This is a genomic window from Pseudomonas sp. Cab53 (genome assembly GCF_018325965.1).
Lineage (GTDB): Bacteria > Pseudomonadota > Gammaproteobacteria > Pseudomonadales > Pseudomonadaceae > Aquipseudomonas > Aquipseudomonas chlororaphis_E.
In genome coordinates this window covers 4,383,918-4,402,003 of the sequence record NZ_AP021902.1, presented here as the reverse complement: position 1 = coordinate 4,402,003, position 18,086 = coordinate 4,383,918, and the positions used below count along the sequence as shown (strand labels likewise).

Genomic DNA, 18,086 nt, shown 5'->3' with positions numbered 1-18,086 from the left:
GCGAGCAAGCTCGCTCCCACACGTTGGTCTGCGATGTTCTTGGATGGGCACGCAACAAAAAGGCCCCCATTGCGGGAGCCTTGATGTTCAGCGGGTCGGCTTACATGTTCGGGTAGGTCGGTCCGCCAGCGCCTTCCGGGGTCACCCAGGTGATGTTCTGGGCCGGATCTTTAATGTCGCAAGTCTTGCAGTGCACGCAGTTCTGGGCGTTGATCTGGAAGCGTTTCTCGCCGTCTTCCTTGGTTACCACCTCATACACGCCGGCCGGGCAGTAGCGCTGGGCCGGTTCGTCGTACAGCGGCAGGTTCTTGGCCAGCGGGATGCTTGGATCGGTCAGCTTCAGGTGGCAGGGCTGTTCTTCTTCATGGTTGGTACCGGAGATGAACACCGAGCTGAGTTTGTCGAAGCTGATCTTGCCGTCCGGTTTCGGGTAGTCGATCTTCTTGCAGTCGGCCGCCAGCTTCAGGCAGGCGTAGTCAGGCTTGTTGTCGTGCAGGGTGAACGGCAGCTTGCCACCGAAGATGTTCTGGTCGAGCCAGTTGAAGCCGCCGCCGATGATCGCGCCGTACTTGTGGATCGCCGCGCCGAAGTTACGGCTGGCGAACAGTTCTTCATACAGCCAGCTGTTCTTGAAGCCGTCGACGTAAGCGGTCAGTTCATCACCGCCTTCGGACTCGGCGAACAGGCGATCGGCCACCGCCTCGGCGGCGAGCATGCCGGACTTCATGGCGGTGTGGCTGCCTTTGATCTTGGCGAAGTTCAACGTGCCGAGGTCGCAGCCGATCAGGGCGCCGCCCTTGAAGACCATTTTAGGCAGCGAGTTCAGGCCGCCCTTGCAGATGGCGCGGGCGCCGTAGCTGACGCGCTTGCCGCCTTCCAGGTACTGCTTGAGCACCGGGTGGTGCTTGAGGCGCTGGAACTCGTCGAAGGGCGACAGGTAGGTATTGCTGTAGGACAGGTCGACGATCAGGCCGACCACCACCTGGTTGTTTTCCAGGTGATAAAGGAACGAACCGCCGGTGTTCTCGGTGCCCATGATGTCCAGCGGCCAGCCGGCGGTGTGCACCACCAGGCCCGGTTGATGCTTGGCCGGGTCGATTTCCCAGATTTCCTTCAAGCCGATGCCGTAGTGCTGGGCGTCGGCGTCGCTGTCGAGGTTGAAGCGCTTGATCAGTTGCTTGCCGATATGGCCACGGCAGCCTTCGGCAAACAGCGTGTACTTGCCGCGCAGTTCCATGCCGGGGGTGTACAGGCCTTCTTTCGGGTGGCCTTCGCGGTCGACACCCAAATCGCCGGTGATGATCCCGCGGACCACGCCATTTTCGTCGAACAGCGCTTCCTGGGCGGCGAAGCCTGGGTAGATTTCCACGCCCAGGTTCTCGGCCTGCTGGGCCAGCCAGCGGCACAGGTTGCCCAGGGAAATAATATAGTTGCCTTCGTTGTGCATGGTCTTGGGCACGAAGAAGTCAGGGACTTTGCTCGCACTGTCGGCGTTCTTCAGGACATAAATGTCATCGCGCTTGACCGGGGTATTGAGCGGCGCGCCCAGTTCCTTCCAGTCGGGGAACAGTTCGTTCAGGGCACGGGGTTCGAACACCGCACCGGAGAGAACGTGCGCACCGACTTCGGAGCCTTTTTCGACCACGCAGACGCTGATTTCCTTACCGGCTTCGGCGGCCTTCTGTTTCAGTCGGCAAGCGGCAGACAGGCCAGCGGGGCCGGCACCGACGATGACCACGTCGAATTCCATGTATTCGCGTTCCACAGGCTATCTCCTACTCAAGGCTCACAGTTTTTTTCTAATTGGAGGTTGGGCGTTGCATCCGTTGTTGACTCGCAAAACTGACGAAAGTGACAACGGATCAGACGCGGGTCTCTCTGGGTGGCGCATTATATCTACACCACTCTCAGGGTCCAATACAAACGTTTGTTTGAAATTGCCGCAGCCCAGATAAATCACTGACGTACGGCTTATGACTGGCCATTTTGCCGTATTGACCGGAATAGGCGTTCCGGTCAAGATACGGGCGGTTTTGCGCTCGCCGTAGGCTGACTGTTGGTTTCAAGAGCACCTCTAAAGACAGGGCGAAGGCAGCACAAAGTGACGTATTGCGTGGCTCGGATGCGCAGTTTACACGCCGCGATATTGAATGACTCATCGGTCTCGCCGACCAATGGTCTTCACTCCCGTGAGCAGGGTCATGTGTGGTTCATGCCGGCGTTTTTAGAGGTGCCCTTGCGCCCATGAGCATCAACCGCCAGGTTCGCCTAGGCGACTTTCTTTTCACCGGAGAGTAACGAGGAATCCATGAAGGTTCTTGTAGCTGTCAAACGAGTGGTCGACTATAACGTCAAGGTTCGCGTCAAGGCGGACAACTCCGGCGTCGACCTCGCCAATGTCAAGATGTCGATGAACCCTTTCTGCGAAATCGCCGTAGAAGAAGCCGTACGCCTGAAAGAGAAGGGCGTGGCGACTGAGATCGTCGTTGTCTCCATCGGCCCGACCACCGCCCAGGAGCAACTGCGCACTGCGCTGGCGCTGGGTGCCGATCGCGCCATCCTCGTCGAATCCGCCGAAGACCTGACCTCCCTGGCCGTGGCCAAGCTGCTCAAGGCCGTTGTCGACAAGGAACAGCCACAGCTGGTGATCCTCGGCAAACAAGCCATCGACAGCGACAACAACCAGACCGGCCAGATGCTCGCTGCATTGAGCGGCTACGGTCAGGGCACGTTCGCGTCCAAGGTCGAAGTCAGCGGCGACAGCGTTGCCGTGACCCGTGAAATCGACGGCGGCGCGCAGACCGTTTCCTTGAAGCTGCCAGCCATCGTCACCACCGACCTGCGTTTGAACGAGCCGCGCTATGCGTCCCTGCCAAACATCATGAAGGCGAAGAAGAAGCCGCTTGAAGTGCTGACGCCTGACGCTTTGGGCGTTTCCACCGCCTCCACCAACAAGACCGTGAAAGTCGAAGCGCCGGCGGCACGCAGCGCGGGCATCAAGGTCAAGTCGGTGGCTGAACTGGTCGAGAAACTGAAAAACGAAGCGAAGGTAATCTAACTATGACTATCTTGGTAATCGCCGAACACGATAACAAGGCGCTGGCTCCGGCCACGCTGAACACCGTTGCTGCCGCGGCCAAAATCGGCGGCGACGTTCACGTACTGGTCGCCGGGCAGGGCGCTGGCGCCGTAGCCGAAGCCGCCGCGAAAATTGCCGGCGTGGCAAAAGTACTGTCGGCCGACAACGCCGCCTACGCAAACCAGCTGCCGGAAAACGTTGCGCCACTGGTCACCGAGCTGGGCAAGGGCTACAGCCACATCCTGGCTGCCGCCACGTCCAACGGCAAGAACATCCTGCCGCGCGTTGCCGCTGCCCTGGATGTCGACCAGATCTCCGAGATCATCTCGGTAGAAAGCGCCGACACCTTCAAGCGTCCGATCTACGCCGGTAACGCCATTGCCACCGTGCAATCGACTGCCGCGATCAAGGTCATCACCGTGCGCGCCACCGGTTTCGACCCGGTTGCCGCCGAAGGTGGCTCGGCTGCCGTCGAAGCCGTAGGCGCTGCCCACGACGCCGGCATTTCCAGCTTCGTCAACGAAGAACTGGCCAAGTCCGACCGTCCTGAGCTGACCGCTGCCAAGATCGTCGTTTCCGGCGGCCGCGGCATGCAGAACGGTGACAACTTCAAGCACCTGTACGCCCTGGCCGACAAGCTGGGCGCTGCCGTGGGGGCTTCCCGCGCCGCGGTCGACGCCGGTTTTGTTCCGAACGATATGCAGGTCGGTCAGACCGGCAAGATCGTTGCGCCACAGCTGTACATCGCCGTCGGTATCTCCGGCGCGATCCAGCACCTGGCCGGTATGAAAGACTCCAAAGTGATCGTTGCGATCAACAAGGACGAAGAAGCGCCGATCTTCCAGGTGGCCGATTACGGCCTGGTCGCTGACCTGTTCGAAGCAGTCCCCGAGTTGGAGAAGCTGGTCTAATCCGGCGTCTTCACTTATAAAGAGCCCGGCTTTGGCGGTAGCAGTGTTCATTTGAGGGTTGTCTGGATCATCGTGGCGAGGGAGCAAGCTTGCTCGCCACAGATCCATTGCCTTGATGACAACGCTACGGCCTGGCCGGGCTTTTTATCGTCTGCATTTTGAAGGGGAGCGTATCGCCATGGATCTTCGCCGTTTGGCCGGCTGGCCGTTGTTGGGCCTGTTGATGGTCGGGCCTGGGTTGGCGCTCGCTGCCGGCAAGTGTGAACGACTGATCGCCACCGGCAGCCCGGATGCGCCGCCTTATCTCTGGCAAGACCCCCAGGACCCCAAGCATCTGATTGGCGCCGGTGCCGACCTGCTGACGCAAGTGGCGGCGCAACTGGGCATCAAGATTGAGCTGCTCTATGCCGGCAAGCGTGCCCAGGCGCTGGACGAAGTGCGCAGCGGGCGCATGGACTTGCTCACCGATGCACCGCTGACCACGACCGGGCTCGAAGCCCTGGACTACGTGCATCCGCCGCTGCTGGAAAACGATTACCTGGTCTGGACCCGCAAGGACTCCACGCTGGTCATCAACCGCCCCGAAGACCTTCATGGACATACCGGCGCCTTGTCGGAAAAGTCACGTATGACTGCAGGATTCGGCGTTTTTGCAGAGCAGCAATTGTCCCTCACCCGTACGCCAAACCTGACCCAGGCCTTTCAGAAATTGCTGTTGGGGGAGGTGGAATATGTCCTGGCGGGACGCTACTCGGGCCTGGCCATGGCGCAGACACTGGGGATGGCGAATGACCTGCAGGCCGCGCCGCAACCGGTGGATAAGCCTGGCCTGTTCCTCGCGGTTTCCCATAACTCGGCCTGCAATGACCCATGGTTACGCGGACAGCTGGCGCAAAAGATGACAGAATTGTCCGCGTCCGGCCTGGCAGAGGCTGTGTTGCAACGCAATCTAGAGCGCTGGAACACACAGTTGCAGTCTCCTGTCGGTGCCCCAAAACAGTAGGGAACATTAGTGACTATTCGACCTCTTTTCGCTGCCCTGGCCGTTCTGGCTCTGGCGGGTTGCGCAGCCGATCCGGCGCCGAATGAACAGATCCGCCTGACCGAACAGGCCTTGGAGCAGGCCCGGGCCGTGGGCGCCAACGCCGACGAAGTGCCCGAGTTGAAACTGGCTGAAGAAAAGTTCGCCCGGGCCAAATCCAACATGGCCGACGAGTCCTACAAGAAGGCGCGCATGCGCGCCGAGCAGGCTGAACTGGATGCACGCCTGGCGGAAGCGAAGGTGTTGACCCTCAAGAGCCAGGAACAACTGAACGTGCTCGACACGCGTATCAAGCGCTTGCGCAAACAACTGAGGGAGGACGCCCAATGAAGTCGTCCCAAGTCCTCGGCGGCCTGGTTATTGCCGGCCTGGCGAGTCTGTATGGCTGTGCGGGCCAGCGTAGCGAAGCCGCGCTCGACCAGGCCAGTGCCGATTTCCAGAAGGTCAAGGAAGACGCCAATGTATTGCGCGCCGCGCCCCGGGATGTGATCCGCGCCGGCGAATCCCTGGCCCGTGCCGATCGCTTGTCCACCTACTGGGGCAGCGGGGAAGACGTGCAGCATTACGCTTACTTGAGCCAGCGCTACAGCGCGATCGCCCGTGAACACAGCAACCAGGTGCTCAACGAAGAGCGTGCGGCGAAGCTCGAACTGGAGCGCCAGCGCCTGCAACTGGCCTTGCGCGAATCCAAGCTGCTCAGCGTGCAACAGCAGGGCAAGTGGCTGGAGGAACAGATCATGGCCATGGCCACCACCCAGACCGATCGCGGCCTGGTGATGACCCTGGGCGATGTGCTGTTCGACACCGGCGAAGCGGAGTTGAAGAATTCGGCCAATCGGGTCGTGCTCAAGATCGTCCAGTTCCTGCAGCTCAACCCCAAGCGCGTGGTGCGCATCGAGGGGTACACCGACAGCACCGGCGGTCGCCAGGAAAACCTCAAGCTGTCCCGCGACCGCGCACAGGCGGTGGCGGATGTGCTGGTGGACCTGGGCATTGATGAGAAGCGCATCGAAGTCCAGGGCTACGGTGACGACTACCCGGTGGACGTCAACGCCACCGAGCGTGGCCGGGCCCAGAACCGCCGCGTCGAGATCGTGTTCTCCGACGAGAAAGGCCAGCTTGGCGCCGCCCGCTGAGGGCGGCGTCACTGGAAAGCCCGGCGCCTTTGAAGGTGCCGGGTTTTTTTTGCCAGTGAATCGGGGCCATGAGTACAGTTGGGGCTGTCACTGCACTGTACGGTCGAGTAATCTGGCAACTGTCCCAGTACACTTCTAAACTGTTCCGGTATCGTTTCCGACAAGAATAAAATGCCCGTGAAATCGAGTGCTGCGTCATGACCAACCTTCTGCTCTATCAACGTATTGCTCAACAGCTGGCTGAAGACATCCGGCGCGGTGTGTACCAGCCCGGGGAGCGCGTGCCGTCGGTGCGCAAGATGAGCTCGCAGCTCAATGTCAGCCATGCCACGGTATTGCAGGCCTACGCGAACCTTGAAGACCAGGGGTTGATTCGCGCGCGGCCGCAATCGGGTTACTACGTGCACCAGACGCCGGCCCTGACGGCGCCGACGCCGGACATCGCCCGAGTAGAGCGGCCGGGGCTGGTGACGCGCAGCAGCATCATCCAGCAGGTACTGGTCGAATCGCGCCGCGAGGGGGTGTTTCCCTTGGGAGCGGCGGTGCCGAGCGTCGACTACTTGCCGGTGCGGGCGTTGCATCAGCAATTGGCGAAGGTCACGCGTTTCCACAGCCCACGGGCCTTCAGCTACATGTTCAGTCCGGGCTTCGAGCCGTTGCGACGCCAGGTGGCGATTCGCATGCGCGATGCCGGCGTGGTGGTGGACCCCTCCGAAGTAGTGATCACCCACGGTTGCGTCGATGCCTTGCAGATGTCCTTGCGGGTACTGACCCGACCGGGGGACCTGATCGCCGCCGAGTCGCCGACCTACTACGGCCTGTTGCAACTGGCCGACCTGCTGGGCCTCAAGGTCATCGAGATCCCCAGCGACCCGGTCACCGGCATGAGCCTTGAAGCCCTGCAACTGGCGGCCAACCAATGGTCGATCAAGGCGCTGGTGCTTACCACGCGCCTGAGCAACCCGTTGGGCGGCACCATGCCCGAGGAGCGGCAGAAACAATTGTTGCGCCTGGCATCGGACTTCGACATTCAGATCGTCGAAGACGATATCTACGGCGAACTGATGTTCGAGCAGGGACGGACCAAGGCGCTCAAGGCCTACGACCGGCTGGACCGGGTCATCTATTGTTCGAGTTTTTCCAAGACGTTGTCGCCGGGCGTGCGCATCGGTTGGATGATCGCCGGCAAGTTCCAGCAGGAAATCCAGCGCTTGCAGACCTTCAGCACTCATTCGGCGTGCAGCGTCACGCAGATGGGGATCGCGGCGTACCTGGAAAATGGCGGCTATGACCGACACCTGCGCTATATCCGTCAGGAGTACCGAAAGAACCTCAGTGCTTTCCAGTTGGCGGTGCAGCAGTACTTCCCCGAAGGCACTCAGATGAGCCGTCCCACCGGCGGTTTCATCCTGTGGGTCAGCCTGCCGGGCCGGGTCAACACCCAGGAGCTGCACGTCCGGGCATTGCAGCAGGGCATCAGTATTGCGCCGGGGCTGATCTTCAGTAACACCGAGCAGTTCAACCATTGTATTCGCCTGAACTGTGGTACGCCGTGGAACCGCGAGGCAGAGCGGGCCTTGATGACACTGGGGCTATTGGCCACCCAACTGTGCCAAGAGACCGCCAACGGGTTTTTATAGGAATCAGCACCTTAGCCTGATGTGCTTGTCAGCGCCTCATTATCAGGCGAGCATGGTGGCCTCTGCCGTTATTGCCGTTGTGTGTTATGAAAGCCATTGCTCCTGCTGCCTGGGTTTTGATCGGCCTGCTCACCGCGTTTCAGGCGGGAGGTGTCATGGCGGCTTCGGCGCAGGATAAACCAGCCGCCAGCGCCACCCGCGATGCCTCGAAGAAACCCGCCGTGGCCAAGAAAGCCCCGGTGAAGAAATCCGCCGCGACGAAGAAAAAACGCGCGCCCATCGCGTCCAAGAGCAAATCCGCCCGTGAGGTCGCCAAGACCCCGTTGCCCCCGCGAAGCTGGACTTGAGCCTGCCCCACGACATGGTCGAGGCGTTGCAGCCGCCGGGCAAGGTGGTGACGCCCAAGCATGAGCCGCTGTTGCCGTCCATGTTCGGCCAGAAGCCCGGTCCCTTCCAACTCAATGGCCGTTTGCTGAGCAACGAGATGCAACTGCCCCTGCGCAACCCCGAGCGCAGTGAATTGGAGGGCGCGGCACTGGACTTCGAATTCAAGCAATAAACCGGTGCCATCATGCAGTTCGTCGCTGACCGATCGGTCATGCGTGCCGTGGTCAAAAAAACACGCAGCCAGTAATTTAAAACAGGTGTTTTAGCCGTTACTCTGTGTTTGTTACCAACCATTACCGCCGTGAGGATGTCGTCGCATGAAATGCCGTGAAGGCTGTGGCGCCTGCTGCATCGCCCCTTCCATCAGTTCACCCATCCCTGGCATGCCCGACGGCAAGCCGGCGGGAGAACGTTGCGTGCAGTTGTCGGTCGATAATCTGTGCCTGATTTTCGGTCAGCCGCAACGTCCGGCCGTGTGCTCGGGGTTCCAGGCAGACATCGAGGTGTGCGGCAGCAGCCGTGAAGAAGCCATCCGCCTGATCGACTGGTGGGAGCAAGTCACGGCGGCGTAATGGGGCACTGTGCGCAATTCAAATGAACGAACAATAAGGAAAAAAACCATGGGTTCGCTGCATCGTATGGCCATGTTGTGTGGGTTGACCGTGTTGATGGCAACCGCAACCGCTCAGGCGGAAGACTGGCAGGTCGCCAAGGAGCAGGACGGCATCAAGGTTTCGCTCAGCGAAGTGGCCGGCTCCAAGTACAAGGCCTATCGCGGCGTGACCGTGATGAAAACCACCATGGCCAAGCTGCGCGCCCTGCAGGAAGACGTGCCGGGTGCCTGTGCGTGGATTCATGAATGCAAGAGCCAGAAGCTGCTCAAGCACGAAGGCAATCAGAGCTGGACCTACACCCAGTTCAACACGCCATGGCCGGTGACCTCCCGGGACTCGGTGTTGGAAGTCACCACCGAAGAAGGCGCCGATGGCAGCCTGACCCGCAAGCTCAAGGGCGTGCCGACCTACCTGCCGGAAGAAAAGGGTTTCGTGCGCGTCACCCAGGTCGACGGCTATTGGAAGTTCGCGCCCAAGGGCGCCGACCAGATCGAGGTGACCTATCAGGTCCACACCGAACCAGGAGGCGATGTACCGTCCTGGCTGGCGAACAAGTTCGTGGTGGATGCGCCGTTCAACACCTTGAAAGCCCTGAGGGACCGCGCCGAAAAATAATCGCCGCATGAGCCTCGCGAGACCGCCCACGTGGCGGTCTTTTCATGTGTGCCGTCCACCGGCCTGGTGGAACGATTGTTCAGCCCTCAATGTCGAGATAAAGGTAATCCCGGCCCTGAATTGATCAAGGAGACACCGATGCAAAAGTGGGAAATCACTTTCGTGGATGATCATGGCGAAGCCATCGCCGAGCAGTTCGACTATGAACAGGAGCCCACGATGGAGCAGGCGGCGCAATTGATTCGCGAAAAGCTGCTGCCGGTGCCCGCAAAGCTGGACCTCAACGATCTGGAAGGGCGCACCGAGGACCCAACGGTCAAGAATCTCAAGTCCCAGCACAGTATTGAAATCATCAGCATTAAATCGATTTCATGAAATCGTTGGCTGGCCTCGCTTGGCAGTGGCCATCACTTGAAGCTACTCTGCAATTGAGATCAGCGAAAGGATCGCCAAGGTCCGGTCTTGTCAGCTACATGCTTGTGTCCCGACGGCAATTTGATGCCGTATCGCCTGCAACCTCCGGGTGGCACGCACGGGAAGACGGAAAGTCTATCCATCTGTTAGGAGGACGTTTCATGAGCACAGCCTATCAAGAAGACATCAGCACCCACGTGTTGCGCCGCATGAAAGAAGGCGGTTTCGATTTTTCCCGATTCCATCCCATCGAGTTCTACGCCATTTTCCCGGACGAGGAGCGGGCGCGCAGGGCGGCAGGTCAATTTCGGGGCGAGTCGTTGAACGCGCAGGTCAGTGCCCGGGACGACGGGGCATGGTCGTTGGAATTGAGCCGGGTGATGTACGCGACCTACGATGACATTGGAGACTTCGAGCAAGATTTCGAGGCCGTCGTCGAACCCTTGGGCGGCGTCATCGAGGGGTGGGGAGTCAAGCAGGAGATCCGACGCCTGCAGGGCTGATTGCCCACCTGCGTAACCCGAACAACGGCTGACCTTGGGGTCGGCCGTTTTCATGTGTGGCCCGGGCTGGCCCCGCAACCGCTGTCGAGCACGGCCCGCCCGCGCCAGGGTCATTGGGGTTGCTTGCGCCCCGCCATGTGCTTGAGGTAGCCCACCAGCAGGTCCAGTTCTGAATCTGGCAGCACCGCCGCCGAAAACCCCGGCATCTTGCCCTGGGGCCAGCGGCGCAGGCCTTGCGGGTCACGGATGTAGCGCTTGAGGAAATCGCCGGAGAAGTACTCGGTCGGATTGAAAGGGATGTTCAGGTCCGGCCCGAATTGCGCGTCGCCTGCGCCGTTGAGTCGATGGCACGCCAGGCAATGCTTCTGGAACAGTTCGAAACCTTTGTTGACCGGGTCGTCCTTGGCCAGGCTGGCGGCCGGCAGCAGGGCAGGGAAGCGTTCAGCCACCGCCGGCAAGCGCTTGATGGTGGCGACTGCGTAGGGCCATTGCTCGGGGCTGATGGGGCCCGCCTGGGGATCCGTCCAGACCAGGTAGAAAGGTCCGGCGCTGGACTTGCCTTCACTCAGCGGCGGCCATGGGCTGGCCGGGTCTTCGATCGCGAGCCAGGCTCGCGCACCGTGGCGTTCGAGCAGCGGCGCGGCGGGCATTTCTGCCGCGAAGCCATCCAGGGCAACGGCCTGCAGATGATCGCTTGGCTGCACCCCCGTCAACAGCGCCGCCAGCGGCACGGCGCGATATGTCATCGGCTTCTTGTAGGAAACGTCCTCAGCGATCTGGATCGTCCGGGCTTCGGGGTGCTTGAGCAAGGCCTCGGTTTGCCAGGTGCGCGCATTCGCGCCGAGGTCCAGCACCAACTGCGCGGCATACAAGGGCGTGCTGAGCAGCAGCGCCCCGATCATGAGGAGAGCTTTCAAGGGGGTCGCCTTCCGTGTCGAGGGGAGCGCAAAGATTGGCACAGCCACCCCGACCCGAACAACGAGCCCCGCTACTTTTTTGGTGATGCAGATGTCTGGATGCAGGCGGCGCGCGTACGACTCAGCCGATCACCTTGGTGATGTTCGGCAAGATCAACAGCAGCGTCGTGGCAAAGAGAATGAGCCCGGCTTGACGAACTTTCGAATGTTTGAACATGGCTGACCCGCCTTTATTGTTATTTCCTGAGGCCAGCCTGCATCTCCATGACGGCTGGCGTTGCACTTCCTGTTTGACAAGTGCCTCGGCAAAACCCGACGACTTTCTTGTACAAGGATTACATTAGGGGCCGCAGCCGGCTTGGCTTAGATCCAATTCGTATCAATGGCTGTATTTTCTCTATTAAAACGGCATGAGGCCTATTGCCACCTTCTTGAAGGCCCTTTGGCTAGACAGCTCGCTCTCCTGAAACGGTTAACCCGATAGCTCGCTACCGTTCGTCTGAGCGTGGCCGTCAACGTCATTGAGCGCTGCGGTCATTGAATCCGACGCCGTTGGGCTTATGGTGAAGACCTCGCATTACGCCCCGAGGACGTCATGACCCAAGCTTTGATTTTCGATGCCGTGCGCACGCCCCGTGGCAAGGGCAAGGCCGACGGTGCCTTGCACAGCGTCAAGCCGGTGAACCTGATGGGCGGCTTGCTCGGCGCCTTGCAGCAACGCATGGACCTGGACACCAGCCAGGTCGACGACATCGTGCTCGGATGCGTGACGCCGGTGGGCGAACAGGGCGCCGACATCGCCAAGACCGCCGCGCTGGTGGCCGACTGGGATGTCAGCGTTGCGGGTGTACAGCTCAACCGGTTCTGCGCCTCCGGCCTGGAAGCGGTGAACCTGGCGGCCATGAAGGTGCGCTCCGGGTTCGAGGACCTGGTGGTGGCGGGCGGCGTCGAATCGATGTCCCGGGTGCCCATGGGCAGCGATGGCGGCGCGTGGGCATTGGACCCGCAATCCAACCTGCACGGTCATTTCATTCCCCAGGGGATTGGCGCCGACCTGATCGCCACGCTCGAAGGTTTCAGCCGCGAGGCAGTCGATGCCTATGCGCTGCATTCCCAGCAAAAGGCGGCGCGAGCCCGGGCTGAGGGAGCGTTCGATAAGTCCCTGGTGGCGGTACGGGACCAGAATGGCATTGTGCTGCTGGACCATGATGAATTCATTCGTGCCGACTCCACGCTCGAAGGCCTGGGCCAGCTCAAGCCGAGTTTCGAAGCCATGGGCCAGATGGGGTTCGACGGCACCGCGCTGCGGGTCTACAGCCATGTCGAGTGCATCCACCATGTGCACACGCCGGGCAACAGTTCCGGCATCGTCGACGGTGCGGCGGCGATGTTGATCGGCTCCGAAGCCAAGGGGCGGGCAATGGGCCTGCAACCGCGGGCGCGCATCGTCGCCACGGCCGTCACCAGCACCGACCCGACCATCATGCTCACCGGCCCGGCCCCGGCCACTCGCAAGGCCTTGGTCAAGGCCGGGTTGCGGGTGGAGGACATCGACCTGTTCGAAGTCAACGAAGCCTTCGCCTCGGTGGTGCTCAAGTTCATCAAGGACATGGCCATTGACCCCGCCAAGGTCAACGTCAATGGCGGCTCCATTGCCTTGGGGCATCCGTTGGGCGCCACCGGGTGCGCGATCCTCGGCACCTTGCTCGATGAATTGGAGGCACGGCGCCTGCGTTATGGCCTGGCGACCCTGTGTGTCGGCGGCGGGATGGGCATTGCCACCGTCATCGAACGCCTCTGAGCCCGACTTCAAGGAACACTTTTCATGACCGAAGCCATCCGTTACGAAACCGGCGCCGACCGGATCGTCGTCCTGACCCTCGACCTGCCGGGCCAGAGCGCCAACACCATGAATGCGGCGTACCGGGAGGCCATGGCGGCCTGCCTGTCCCGTCTGATCGCCGAGAAGGCGTCAATTGCCGGCGTGATCATCACCTCGGCCAAGAAAACCTTTTTTGCTGGCGGCGACCTCAACGAGCTGGTCAAGGTCGGCAAGCCCGAGGCCCAGGCGTTCTACGCCGGCGTCCTGGATCTCAAGGCGCAATTGCGCACCCTGGAAACCCTCGGCAAACCGGTAGTGGCGGCGATCAACGGCGCGGCGCTGGGGGGTGGTTGGGAGATCTGCCTAGCTTGCCATCATCGGGTGGTGCTGGATCATCCGTCGGTGCAGATCGGCCTGCCGGAAGTCACCCTCGGCCTGTTGCCGGGCGGCGGCGGGGTGGTGCGCATGGTCCGCCTGCTCGGCCTGGAGCAGGCGTTGCCGTATCTGCTGGAAGGTAAGAAGGTTCGTCCGCAACAGGCGTTGCAGGCAGGATTGATCGACGCCCTGGCGGCAGACCGTGACGAGCTGTTGGCCAAGGCCCGGGCCTGGATCCTGGCCAACCCCGGCGTGGCCCAGCCATGGGACGTGAAGGGCTACCGGATCCCAGGTGGCACGCCGACCGAGCCAAAAATGGCGCAGATGCTGGCGATCATGCCTTCGATCCTGCGCAACAAGACCCAAGGCTGCCTGCCCGCGCCGGAGAAGATCCTCTGCGCGGCTGTGGAGGGGGCCCAGGTGGATTTCAACACCGCTCACCTGATCGAAACCCGCTATTTCACTGAATTGGTCACCGGCCAGGTGGCCAAGAACCTGATTGGGACCTTCTGGTTCCAGCTCAACGAGATCAAGGCTGGCGGCTCTCGCCCACACGGTTTTGCGCAGTCTCTGACGAAGAAAGTTGGCGTCCTGGGGGCCGGCATGATGGGCGCCGGCATTGCCTACGTCAGCGCCGTGGCCGGTATCGACGTGGTGCTCAAGGATGTCGACCTGGCCGCAGCGCAAAAGGGCAAGGCCCGTTCGGCGGCGCTGCTGGACAAGAAGATCGCCCGCGGCCAGCTCACTGTCGAGCAGCGCGACGCTACGCTGGCGCGGATCCACGCCACCGGCAGCGACGCGGACCTGGCCGGTTGCGACCTGATCATCGAGGCGGTGTTCGAGGACCGCGCCTTGAAGGCTCAGGTGTCGGCGGCCGCCCAGGCCGTGGCGGGGCCTGAGGCGGTGATCGCTTCCAACACCTCGACCTTGCCCATCACCGGCCTGGCCACGGCGGTGCCTGACCCGAGCCGGTTCATCGGCCTGCATTTCTTCAGCCCGGTGGAGAAAATGCCCTTGGTGGAGATCATCAAGGGGGCACGCACCGGCGATGAAACCTTGGCGCAGGCCTTCGACTTTGTCCTGCAGATCAACAAGACGCCGATCGTGGTCAACGACAGCCGCGGCTTCTTTACCTCCCGGGTGTTCGGCACCTATACCAGCGAGGGCATCGCCATGCTCGGCGAAGGTGTGAGCGCGCCGATGATCGAGACCGAGGCGCGCAAGGCCGGGATGCCGGTCGGTCCCCTGGCGGTCTCTGACGAAGTGTCCCTCAGCCTGATGAGCCATATCCGCGTGCAAACCGCCAAGGACCTGCAGGCCGAAGGGACAGCACCGAGCGAACACCCGGCCTTCGCCGTGATCGACGTGCTGCTCAACGAATACAAGCGACCGGGCAAGGCCGCGGGCGGTGGTTTCTATGATTACCCGACCACCGGGTCGAAGCATCTCTGGCCGGGTCTCAAGAGCCGCTTCGAGCAAGCCGACGGGCAGATTTCACCGCAGGATGTCCGCGATCGCCTGCTGTTTATCCAAGCCTTGGAAACCGTGCGTTGCGTGGAGGAAGGTGTGCTCACGTCGACCGCCGATGCCAACGTCGGCTCGATCTTCGGCATCGGCTTTGCGGCCTGGACCGGTGGCGCCTTGCAGTTCATCAATCAGTACGGCTTGCCGGATTTCGTCGCTCGCGCCCAATACCTCGCCGAGCAGTACGGTGAACGCTTCTCGCCGCCGGCCCTGCTGTTGGAAAAAGTCGCTCGCCAGGAACTGTTCTGAGACGCCGTGAGGGGCTTGCCTTGGGACCGTGTTTCAGGGCAGGCTCTGGGGTGTGCAATATTCCCATCACGTGTCAGGTATTTTTTATGTCGTTACGCATCTGCATTCTGGAAACCGATATCCTGCGTCCGGAACTTGTCGACCAATATCAGGGGTACGGGCAGATGTTCCAGCGGCTGTTTTCACAGCAGCCCATCGCGGCGCAATTTATCGTGTACAACGTGATGGAGGGGCATTACCCCGACGATAGCGAACAGTTCGACGCTTATTTGGTGACCGGCAGCAAGGCCGACTCCTTTGGCACCGACCCTTGGATTCAAACCCTCAAGACCTACCTGCTGGACCGCTACCAGCGGGGCGACAAGCTGCTCGGCGTGTGCTTTGGTCATCAATTGCTGGCCTTGCTGCTGGGCGGCAAGACCGAGCGCGCCACCCAGGGCTGGGGTGTCGGCACCCATCGCTACAAACTCGCCGCCAAGGCGCCGTGGATGAGCCCGGTGAAAGAAGAACTGACGCTGCTGATCAGCCACCAGGACCAGGTCACCGAATTGCCCGAAAACGCCACGGTGATCGCTTCGAGCGATTTCTGCCCGTACGCCGCCTACCACATCAACGACCAGGTGCTGTGCTTCCAGGGGCATCCGGAATTCATCCACGATTACTCCCGCGCCTTGCTGGAGCTTCGGCAGCAGCACCTGGGCGAGCAGGTCTACAGCCAGGGCGTGGCCAGCCTCGACCAGGAGCACCATGGCACGACCGTGGCGGAGTGGATGATGCGCTTCGTTGCCCACAAGCCCGAGGCCGCGACCCAGGGTTGATGCCATTGGGCTGACCCAAGTGCCACAGTGACCCCCAGTCACTGTGGCAGTGAGCCTGCTCGCGAAGAGGTCGGCCCAATCCCCGCGCCGCGGGCTGAACCGCTACAGCCAACCCGAGCGCTTGAAGCTGGCCCACAATGCCGTGCACCCAATGGTAATCACCCCCAGCACCGTGAAGTAGCCGTAGTGCCAGCTCAACTCCGGCATGTCCTGGAAATTCATCCCGTAGATCCCGGCCACCGCCGTCGGAAACGCCAGGATCGCCGCCCACGCCGCGAACTTGCGCTGGACCACGCTCTGGCGTGAGGCCTCGAGCAGTACACCGACTTCGATGGTCTGGCTGGCGATGTCCGCCAGGGTCGTCAGGTCCTCCATCTGCCGCGTGACGTGAATCTGCACGTCGCGGAAGTATGGGCGCATGTTCTTGTCGATGAACGGGAAGTTGAGCTTCTGCAACTCTTCGCTGATCTCCACCATCGGCGCCGCATAACGACGCAGGCGCAACACGTCACGGCGCAGGCTGTGCAGATTCTGGATGTCCCGCTCGTTCAAGGCGCTGCACAGCACGTGGTGCTCCAGTTCATCGATCTCGGCATGAATGGCTTCGCCCATCGGCTGGTAGTTTTCAATCACGAAATCGAGGATGGCGTAGAGCACGAAATCTTCCCCGTGCTCCAGCAGAAGTGGACGCGCCTCACAGCGTTGTCGGACGTGGGCGTAGGATGCCGAGTGGCCGTTGCGGGCGGTGATGATGTAGCCCTTGCCGGCAAAGATATGCGTCTCGATGAACTGCAACTTGCCGTCCTTGCGAATCGGCGAATAGGTCACGATGAACAGGGCATCGCCGAAGGTTTCCAGCTTGGGGCGGCTGTGCTTTTCCATCGCATCTTCAATGGCCAGTTCGTGCAGGTTGAACTGGCGTTGCAAGTTGTTCAGCTCCTGGGCGCTGGGTTCTTCCAGACCGATCCAGACAAAATGGCCAGGTTTCGCAGCCCAGGCGCTGCCTTCGTCGAGGGTGATATTGGTGACTTTCTTACCGGCGCTGTATACCGCAGCAGCAACGACTCTACCCATGGTGATGGTTCACTTCTTGGAAAATGGCAGTGGCACGCAACGTCCAGCTTAGCGTGCGCTGTCATTTGAGAGTCAGCAAAATCTGCCGAGTTTCCGCGGGCAAAAGAAAACCCGCCATCAGGCGGGTTTGCACTCAAGCGGTTTGCGCTTGCCGGTCCAGCGAGGCGATGCACTCGCGCATCTGTTCACGGCACTGGGCGATGAGCTGAGGCATGTCATCCATGCTCAGCCCGGCTGTAGGAATTGCCGGTAATGAGCGTATGAAGATATCACCGCTGCGCCACCGATTGAGGTGCATGTGCTTGACGTAGTTGCTCACGCACACCGGGATAATCGGCACCCCGGCCGCGATGGCCATCTGAAAGGCGCCTTTCTTGAACGGCAGCAGGTCGGCCCCGAGGTTGCGTGTGCCTTCCGGGAACACCCAGATCGAGGTGTCCTCATGTTGCAGCGTATGGGTGGTGGTCAGCATCGCCCGGCGTGCCCTGATGGCATTGCCACGGTCGATCAACACGTTGCCGGCCAACCAGAACAACTGCCCGAACAGCGGCACCCACTTCAGGCTCTTCTTGCCAATGCACACGGTACGGTACGGCACCACGTTGCCGAACACGAACAGGTCATAGTTGGATTGATGATTGGCTATGATCACGCAGCTCGGGGGTTTATCCATCAACGAGGTGACGTCGGCCCTGACCCGCAGGCGCAGGATCCACATCGCCGGCAGCGCGTACAGCCGGGCGCACAGACGGCTGTTGTCCGGGTTGAACGGCCGGCAGATACCAAGGATCAACCCCAGCACACCTGCCAGGACAAAATGCAGTCCCATCAACAACATACGCAGTAAAAACAGCATCTACAGGCCCTGTTGGGACAAAAGTGGGCGCAGTGTACGGTTGTGCACTGTTTTCGGCAATTGTCCCTATAGAGGTAGGAGATGGACGACGTTCACGGGGAACGCTCCCC

General features: G+C 61.2%; 17 protein-coding genes and 1 pseudogene. 14 read left to right on the top strand and 4 right to left on the bottom strand.

Annotation, left to right across the window (positions count from 1 at the left end; all coding sequences use genetic code 11):
* Nucleotides 1-100 precede the first annotated feature (100 nt).
* The gene (locus KI241_RS19065; protein WP_212802879.1) at nt 101-1,765 is read right to left on the bottom strand and encodes an electron transfer flavoprotein-ubiquinone oxidoreductase; all 1,665 of its coding nucleotides are present in this window, start codon (nt 1,763-1,765) and stop codon (nt 101-103) included.
* Between the two features lie 543 nt (nt 1,766-2,308).
* Between KI241_RS19065 and KI241_RS19060 the strand changes: the two genes are divergently transcribed.
* From KI241_RS19060 to KI241_RS19010, 11 genes and pseudogenes are all read left to right on the top strand, one after another.
* The gene (locus KI241_RS19060; protein WP_028620627.1) at nt 2,309-3,058 is read left to right on the top strand and encodes an electron transfer flavoprotein subunit beta/FixA family protein; all 750 of its coding nucleotides are present in this window, start codon (nt 2,309-2,311) and stop codon (nt 3,056-3,058) included.
* A 2-nt stretch (nt 3,059-3,060) separates the two neighbouring features.
* The gene (locus KI241_RS19055; protein WP_047736411.1) at nt 3,061-3,990 is read left to right on the top strand and encodes an FAD-binding protein; all 930 of its coding nucleotides are present in this window, start codon (nt 3,061-3,063) and stop codon (nt 3,988-3,990) included.
* Nucleotides 3,991-4,168: 178 nt separating this feature from the next.
* On the top strand, nt 4,169-4,993 hold the full coding sequence (locus KI241_RS19050) for a transporter substrate-binding domain-containing protein (protein WP_042732090.1): 825 nt from the start codon (nt 4,169-4,171) through the stop codon (nt 4,991-4,993).
* Nucleotides 4,994-5,002: 9 nt separating this feature from the next.
* Nucleotides 5,003-5,362, top strand: coding sequence for a DUF4398 domain-containing protein (locus KI241_RS19045; RefSeq protein WP_042732091.1), 360 nt, complete (start codon nt 5,003-5,005; stop codon nt 5,360-5,362).
* Complete coding sequence (locus KI241_RS19040) at nt 5,359-6,168, top strand: OmpA family protein (RefSeq protein ID WP_042732092.1); 810 nt, start codon at nt 5,359-5,361, stop codon at nt 6,166-6,168. Before KI241_RS19045 ends, KI241_RS19040 begins: the two co-directional genes overlap by 4 nt.
* Before the next feature lie 197 nt (nt 6,169-6,365).
* On the top strand, nt 6,366-7,808 hold the full coding sequence (locus tag KI241_RS19035; RefSeq protein WP_014339472.1) for a PLP-dependent aminotransferase family protein: 1,443 nt from the start codon (nt 6,366-6,368) through the stop codon (nt 7,806-7,808).
* A gap of 86 nt (nt 7,809-7,894) precedes the next feature.
* Nucleotides 7,895-8,367, top strand: a pseudogene (locus KI241_RS19030) (translation initiation factor 2).
* Between the two features lie 145 nt (nt 8,368-8,512).
* A complete protein-coding gene (locus KI241_RS19025; RefSeq protein ID WP_042732239.1) occupies nt 8,513-8,767 on the top strand; it encodes a YkgJ family cysteine cluster protein in 255 nt (84 codons plus the stop codon).
* Between the two features lie 48 nt (nt 8,768-8,815).
* Nucleotides 8,816-9,424, top strand: coding sequence for an START domain-containing protein (locus tag KI241_RS19020; RefSeq protein ID WP_042732240.1), 609 nt, complete (start codon nt 8,816-8,818; stop codon nt 9,422-9,424).
* Nucleotides 9,425-9,562: 138 nt separating this feature from the next.
* Nucleotides 9,563-9,799 (top strand): hypothetical protein, encoded by a 237-nt coding sequence (locus KI241_RS19015; protein WP_042732241.1) that lies wholly within the window; start codon nt 9,563-9,565, stop codon nt 9,797-9,799.
* A 200-nt stretch (nt 9,800-9,999) separates the two neighbouring features.
* On the top strand, nt 10,000-10,341 hold the full coding sequence (locus KI241_RS19010) for a ribonuclease E inhibitor RraB (RefSeq protein ID WP_042732242.1): 342 nt from the start codon (nt 10,000-10,002) through the stop codon (nt 10,339-10,341).
* Between the two features lie 110 nt (nt 10,342-10,451).
* Here KI241_RS19010 and KI241_RS19005 read toward each other — a convergent pair whose 3' ends face one another.
* On the bottom strand, nt 10,452-11,258 hold the full coding sequence (locus KI241_RS19005) for a cytochrome c (RefSeq protein ID WP_212802878.1): 807 nt from the start codon (nt 11,256-11,258) through the stop codon (nt 10,452-10,454).
* Nucleotides 11,259-11,853: 595 nt separating this feature from the next.
* Between KI241_RS19005 and KI241_RS19000 the strand changes: the two genes are divergently transcribed.
* From KI241_RS19000 to KI241_RS18990, 3 genes are all read left to right on the top strand, one after another.
* The gene (locus tag KI241_RS19000; protein ID WP_212802877.1) at nt 11,854-13,059 is read left to right on the top strand and encodes an acetyl-CoA C-acetyltransferase; all 1,206 of its coding nucleotides are present in this window, start codon (nt 11,854-11,856) and stop codon (nt 13,057-13,059) included.
* A gap of 24 nt (nt 13,060-13,083) precedes the next feature.
* Nucleotides 13,084-15,228: a 3-hydroxyacyl-CoA dehydrogenase NAD-binding domain-containing protein gene (locus KI241_RS18995; RefSeq protein WP_212802876.1), complete on the top strand. Its 2,145-nt coding sequence runs from the start codon at nt 13,084-13,086 to the stop codon at nt 15,226-15,228.
* 86 nt (nt 15,229-15,314) lie between these two features.
* The gene (locus KI241_RS18990; protein WP_042730332.1) at nt 15,315-16,046 is read left to right on the top strand and encodes an amidotransferase; all 732 of its coding nucleotides are present in this window, start codon (nt 15,315-15,317) and stop codon (nt 16,044-16,046) included.
* 102 nt (nt 16,047-16,148) lie between these two features.
* On the opposite strand, the gene KI241_RS18985 is transcribed toward KI241_RS18990, so the two are convergent.
* Complete coding sequence (locus tag KI241_RS18985) at nt 16,149-17,120, bottom strand: magnesium and cobalt transport protein CorA (RefSeq protein WP_042730333.1); 972 nt, start codon at nt 17,118-17,120, stop codon at nt 16,149-16,151.
* 133 nt (nt 17,121-17,253) lie between these two features.
* Entirely contained in the window at nt 17,254-17,976 is a 723-nt protein-coding gene (locus KI241_RS18980) for a 1-acylglycerol-3-phosphate O-acyltransferase (RefSeq protein ID WP_042730334.1), read from the bottom strand.
* Nucleotides 17,977-18,086: the final 110 nt, after the last annotated feature.

What these genes read in the sequence shown, in the direction of transcription:
- KI241_RS19060 (WP_028620627.1), top strand. Translation starts at nt 2,309, where the DNA reads ATGAAGGTTCTTGTAGCTGTCAAACGAGTGGTCGACTATAACGTCAAG.
- KI241_RS19055 (WP_047736411.1), top strand. Translation starts at nt 3,061, where the DNA reads ATGACTATCTTGGTAATCGCCGAACACGATAACAAGGCGCTGGCTCCG.
- KI241_RS19050 (WP_042732090.1), top strand. Translation starts at nt 4,169, where the DNA reads ATGGATCTTCGCCGTTTGGCCGGCTGGCCGTTGTTGGGCCTGTTGATG.
- KI241_RS19040 (WP_042732092.1), top strand. Translation starts at nt 5,359, where the DNA reads ATGAAGTCGTCCCAAGTCCTCGGCGGCCTGGTTATTGCCGGCCTGGCG.
- KI241_RS19035 (WP_014339472.1), top strand. Translation starts at nt 6,366, where the DNA reads ATGACCAACCTTCTGCTCTATCAACGTATTGCTCAACAGCTGGCTGAA.
- KI241_RS19025 (WP_042732239.1), top strand. Translation starts at nt 8,513, where the DNA reads ATGAAATGCCGTGAAGGCTGTGGCGCCTGCTGCATCGCCCCTTCCATC.
- KI241_RS19020 (WP_042732240.1), top strand. Translation starts at nt 8,816, where the DNA reads ATGGGTTCGCTGCATCGTATGGCCATGTTGTGTGGGTTGACCGTGTTG.
- KI241_RS19015 (WP_042732241.1), top strand. Translation starts at nt 9,563, where the DNA reads ATGCAAAAGTGGGAAATCACTTTCGTGGATGATCATGGCGAAGCCATC.
- KI241_RS19010 (WP_042732242.1), top strand. Translation starts at nt 10,000, where the DNA reads ATGAGCACAGCCTATCAAGAAGACATCAGCACCCACGTGTTGCGCCGC.
- KI241_RS19000 (WP_212802877.1), top strand. Translation starts at nt 11,854, where the DNA reads ATGACCCAAGCTTTGATTTTCGATGCCGTGCGCACGCCCCGTGGCAAG.
- KI241_RS18995 (WP_212802876.1), top strand. Translation starts at nt 13,084, where the DNA reads ATGACCGAAGCCATCCGTTACGAAACCGGCGCCGACCGGATCGTCGTC.
- KI241_RS18990 (WP_042730332.1), top strand. Translation starts at nt 15,315, where the DNA reads ATGTCGTTACGCATCTGCATTCTGGAAACCGATATCCTGCGTCCGGAA.
- KI241_RS18985 (WP_042730333.1), bottom strand. Translation starts at nt 17,120, where the DNA reads ATGGGTAGAGTCGTTGCTGCTGCGGTATACAGCGCCGGTAAGAAAGTC.
- KI241_RS18980 (WP_042730334.1), bottom strand. Translation starts at nt 17,976, where the DNA reads ATGCTGTTTTTACTGCGTATGTTGTTGATGGGACTGCATTTTGTCCTG.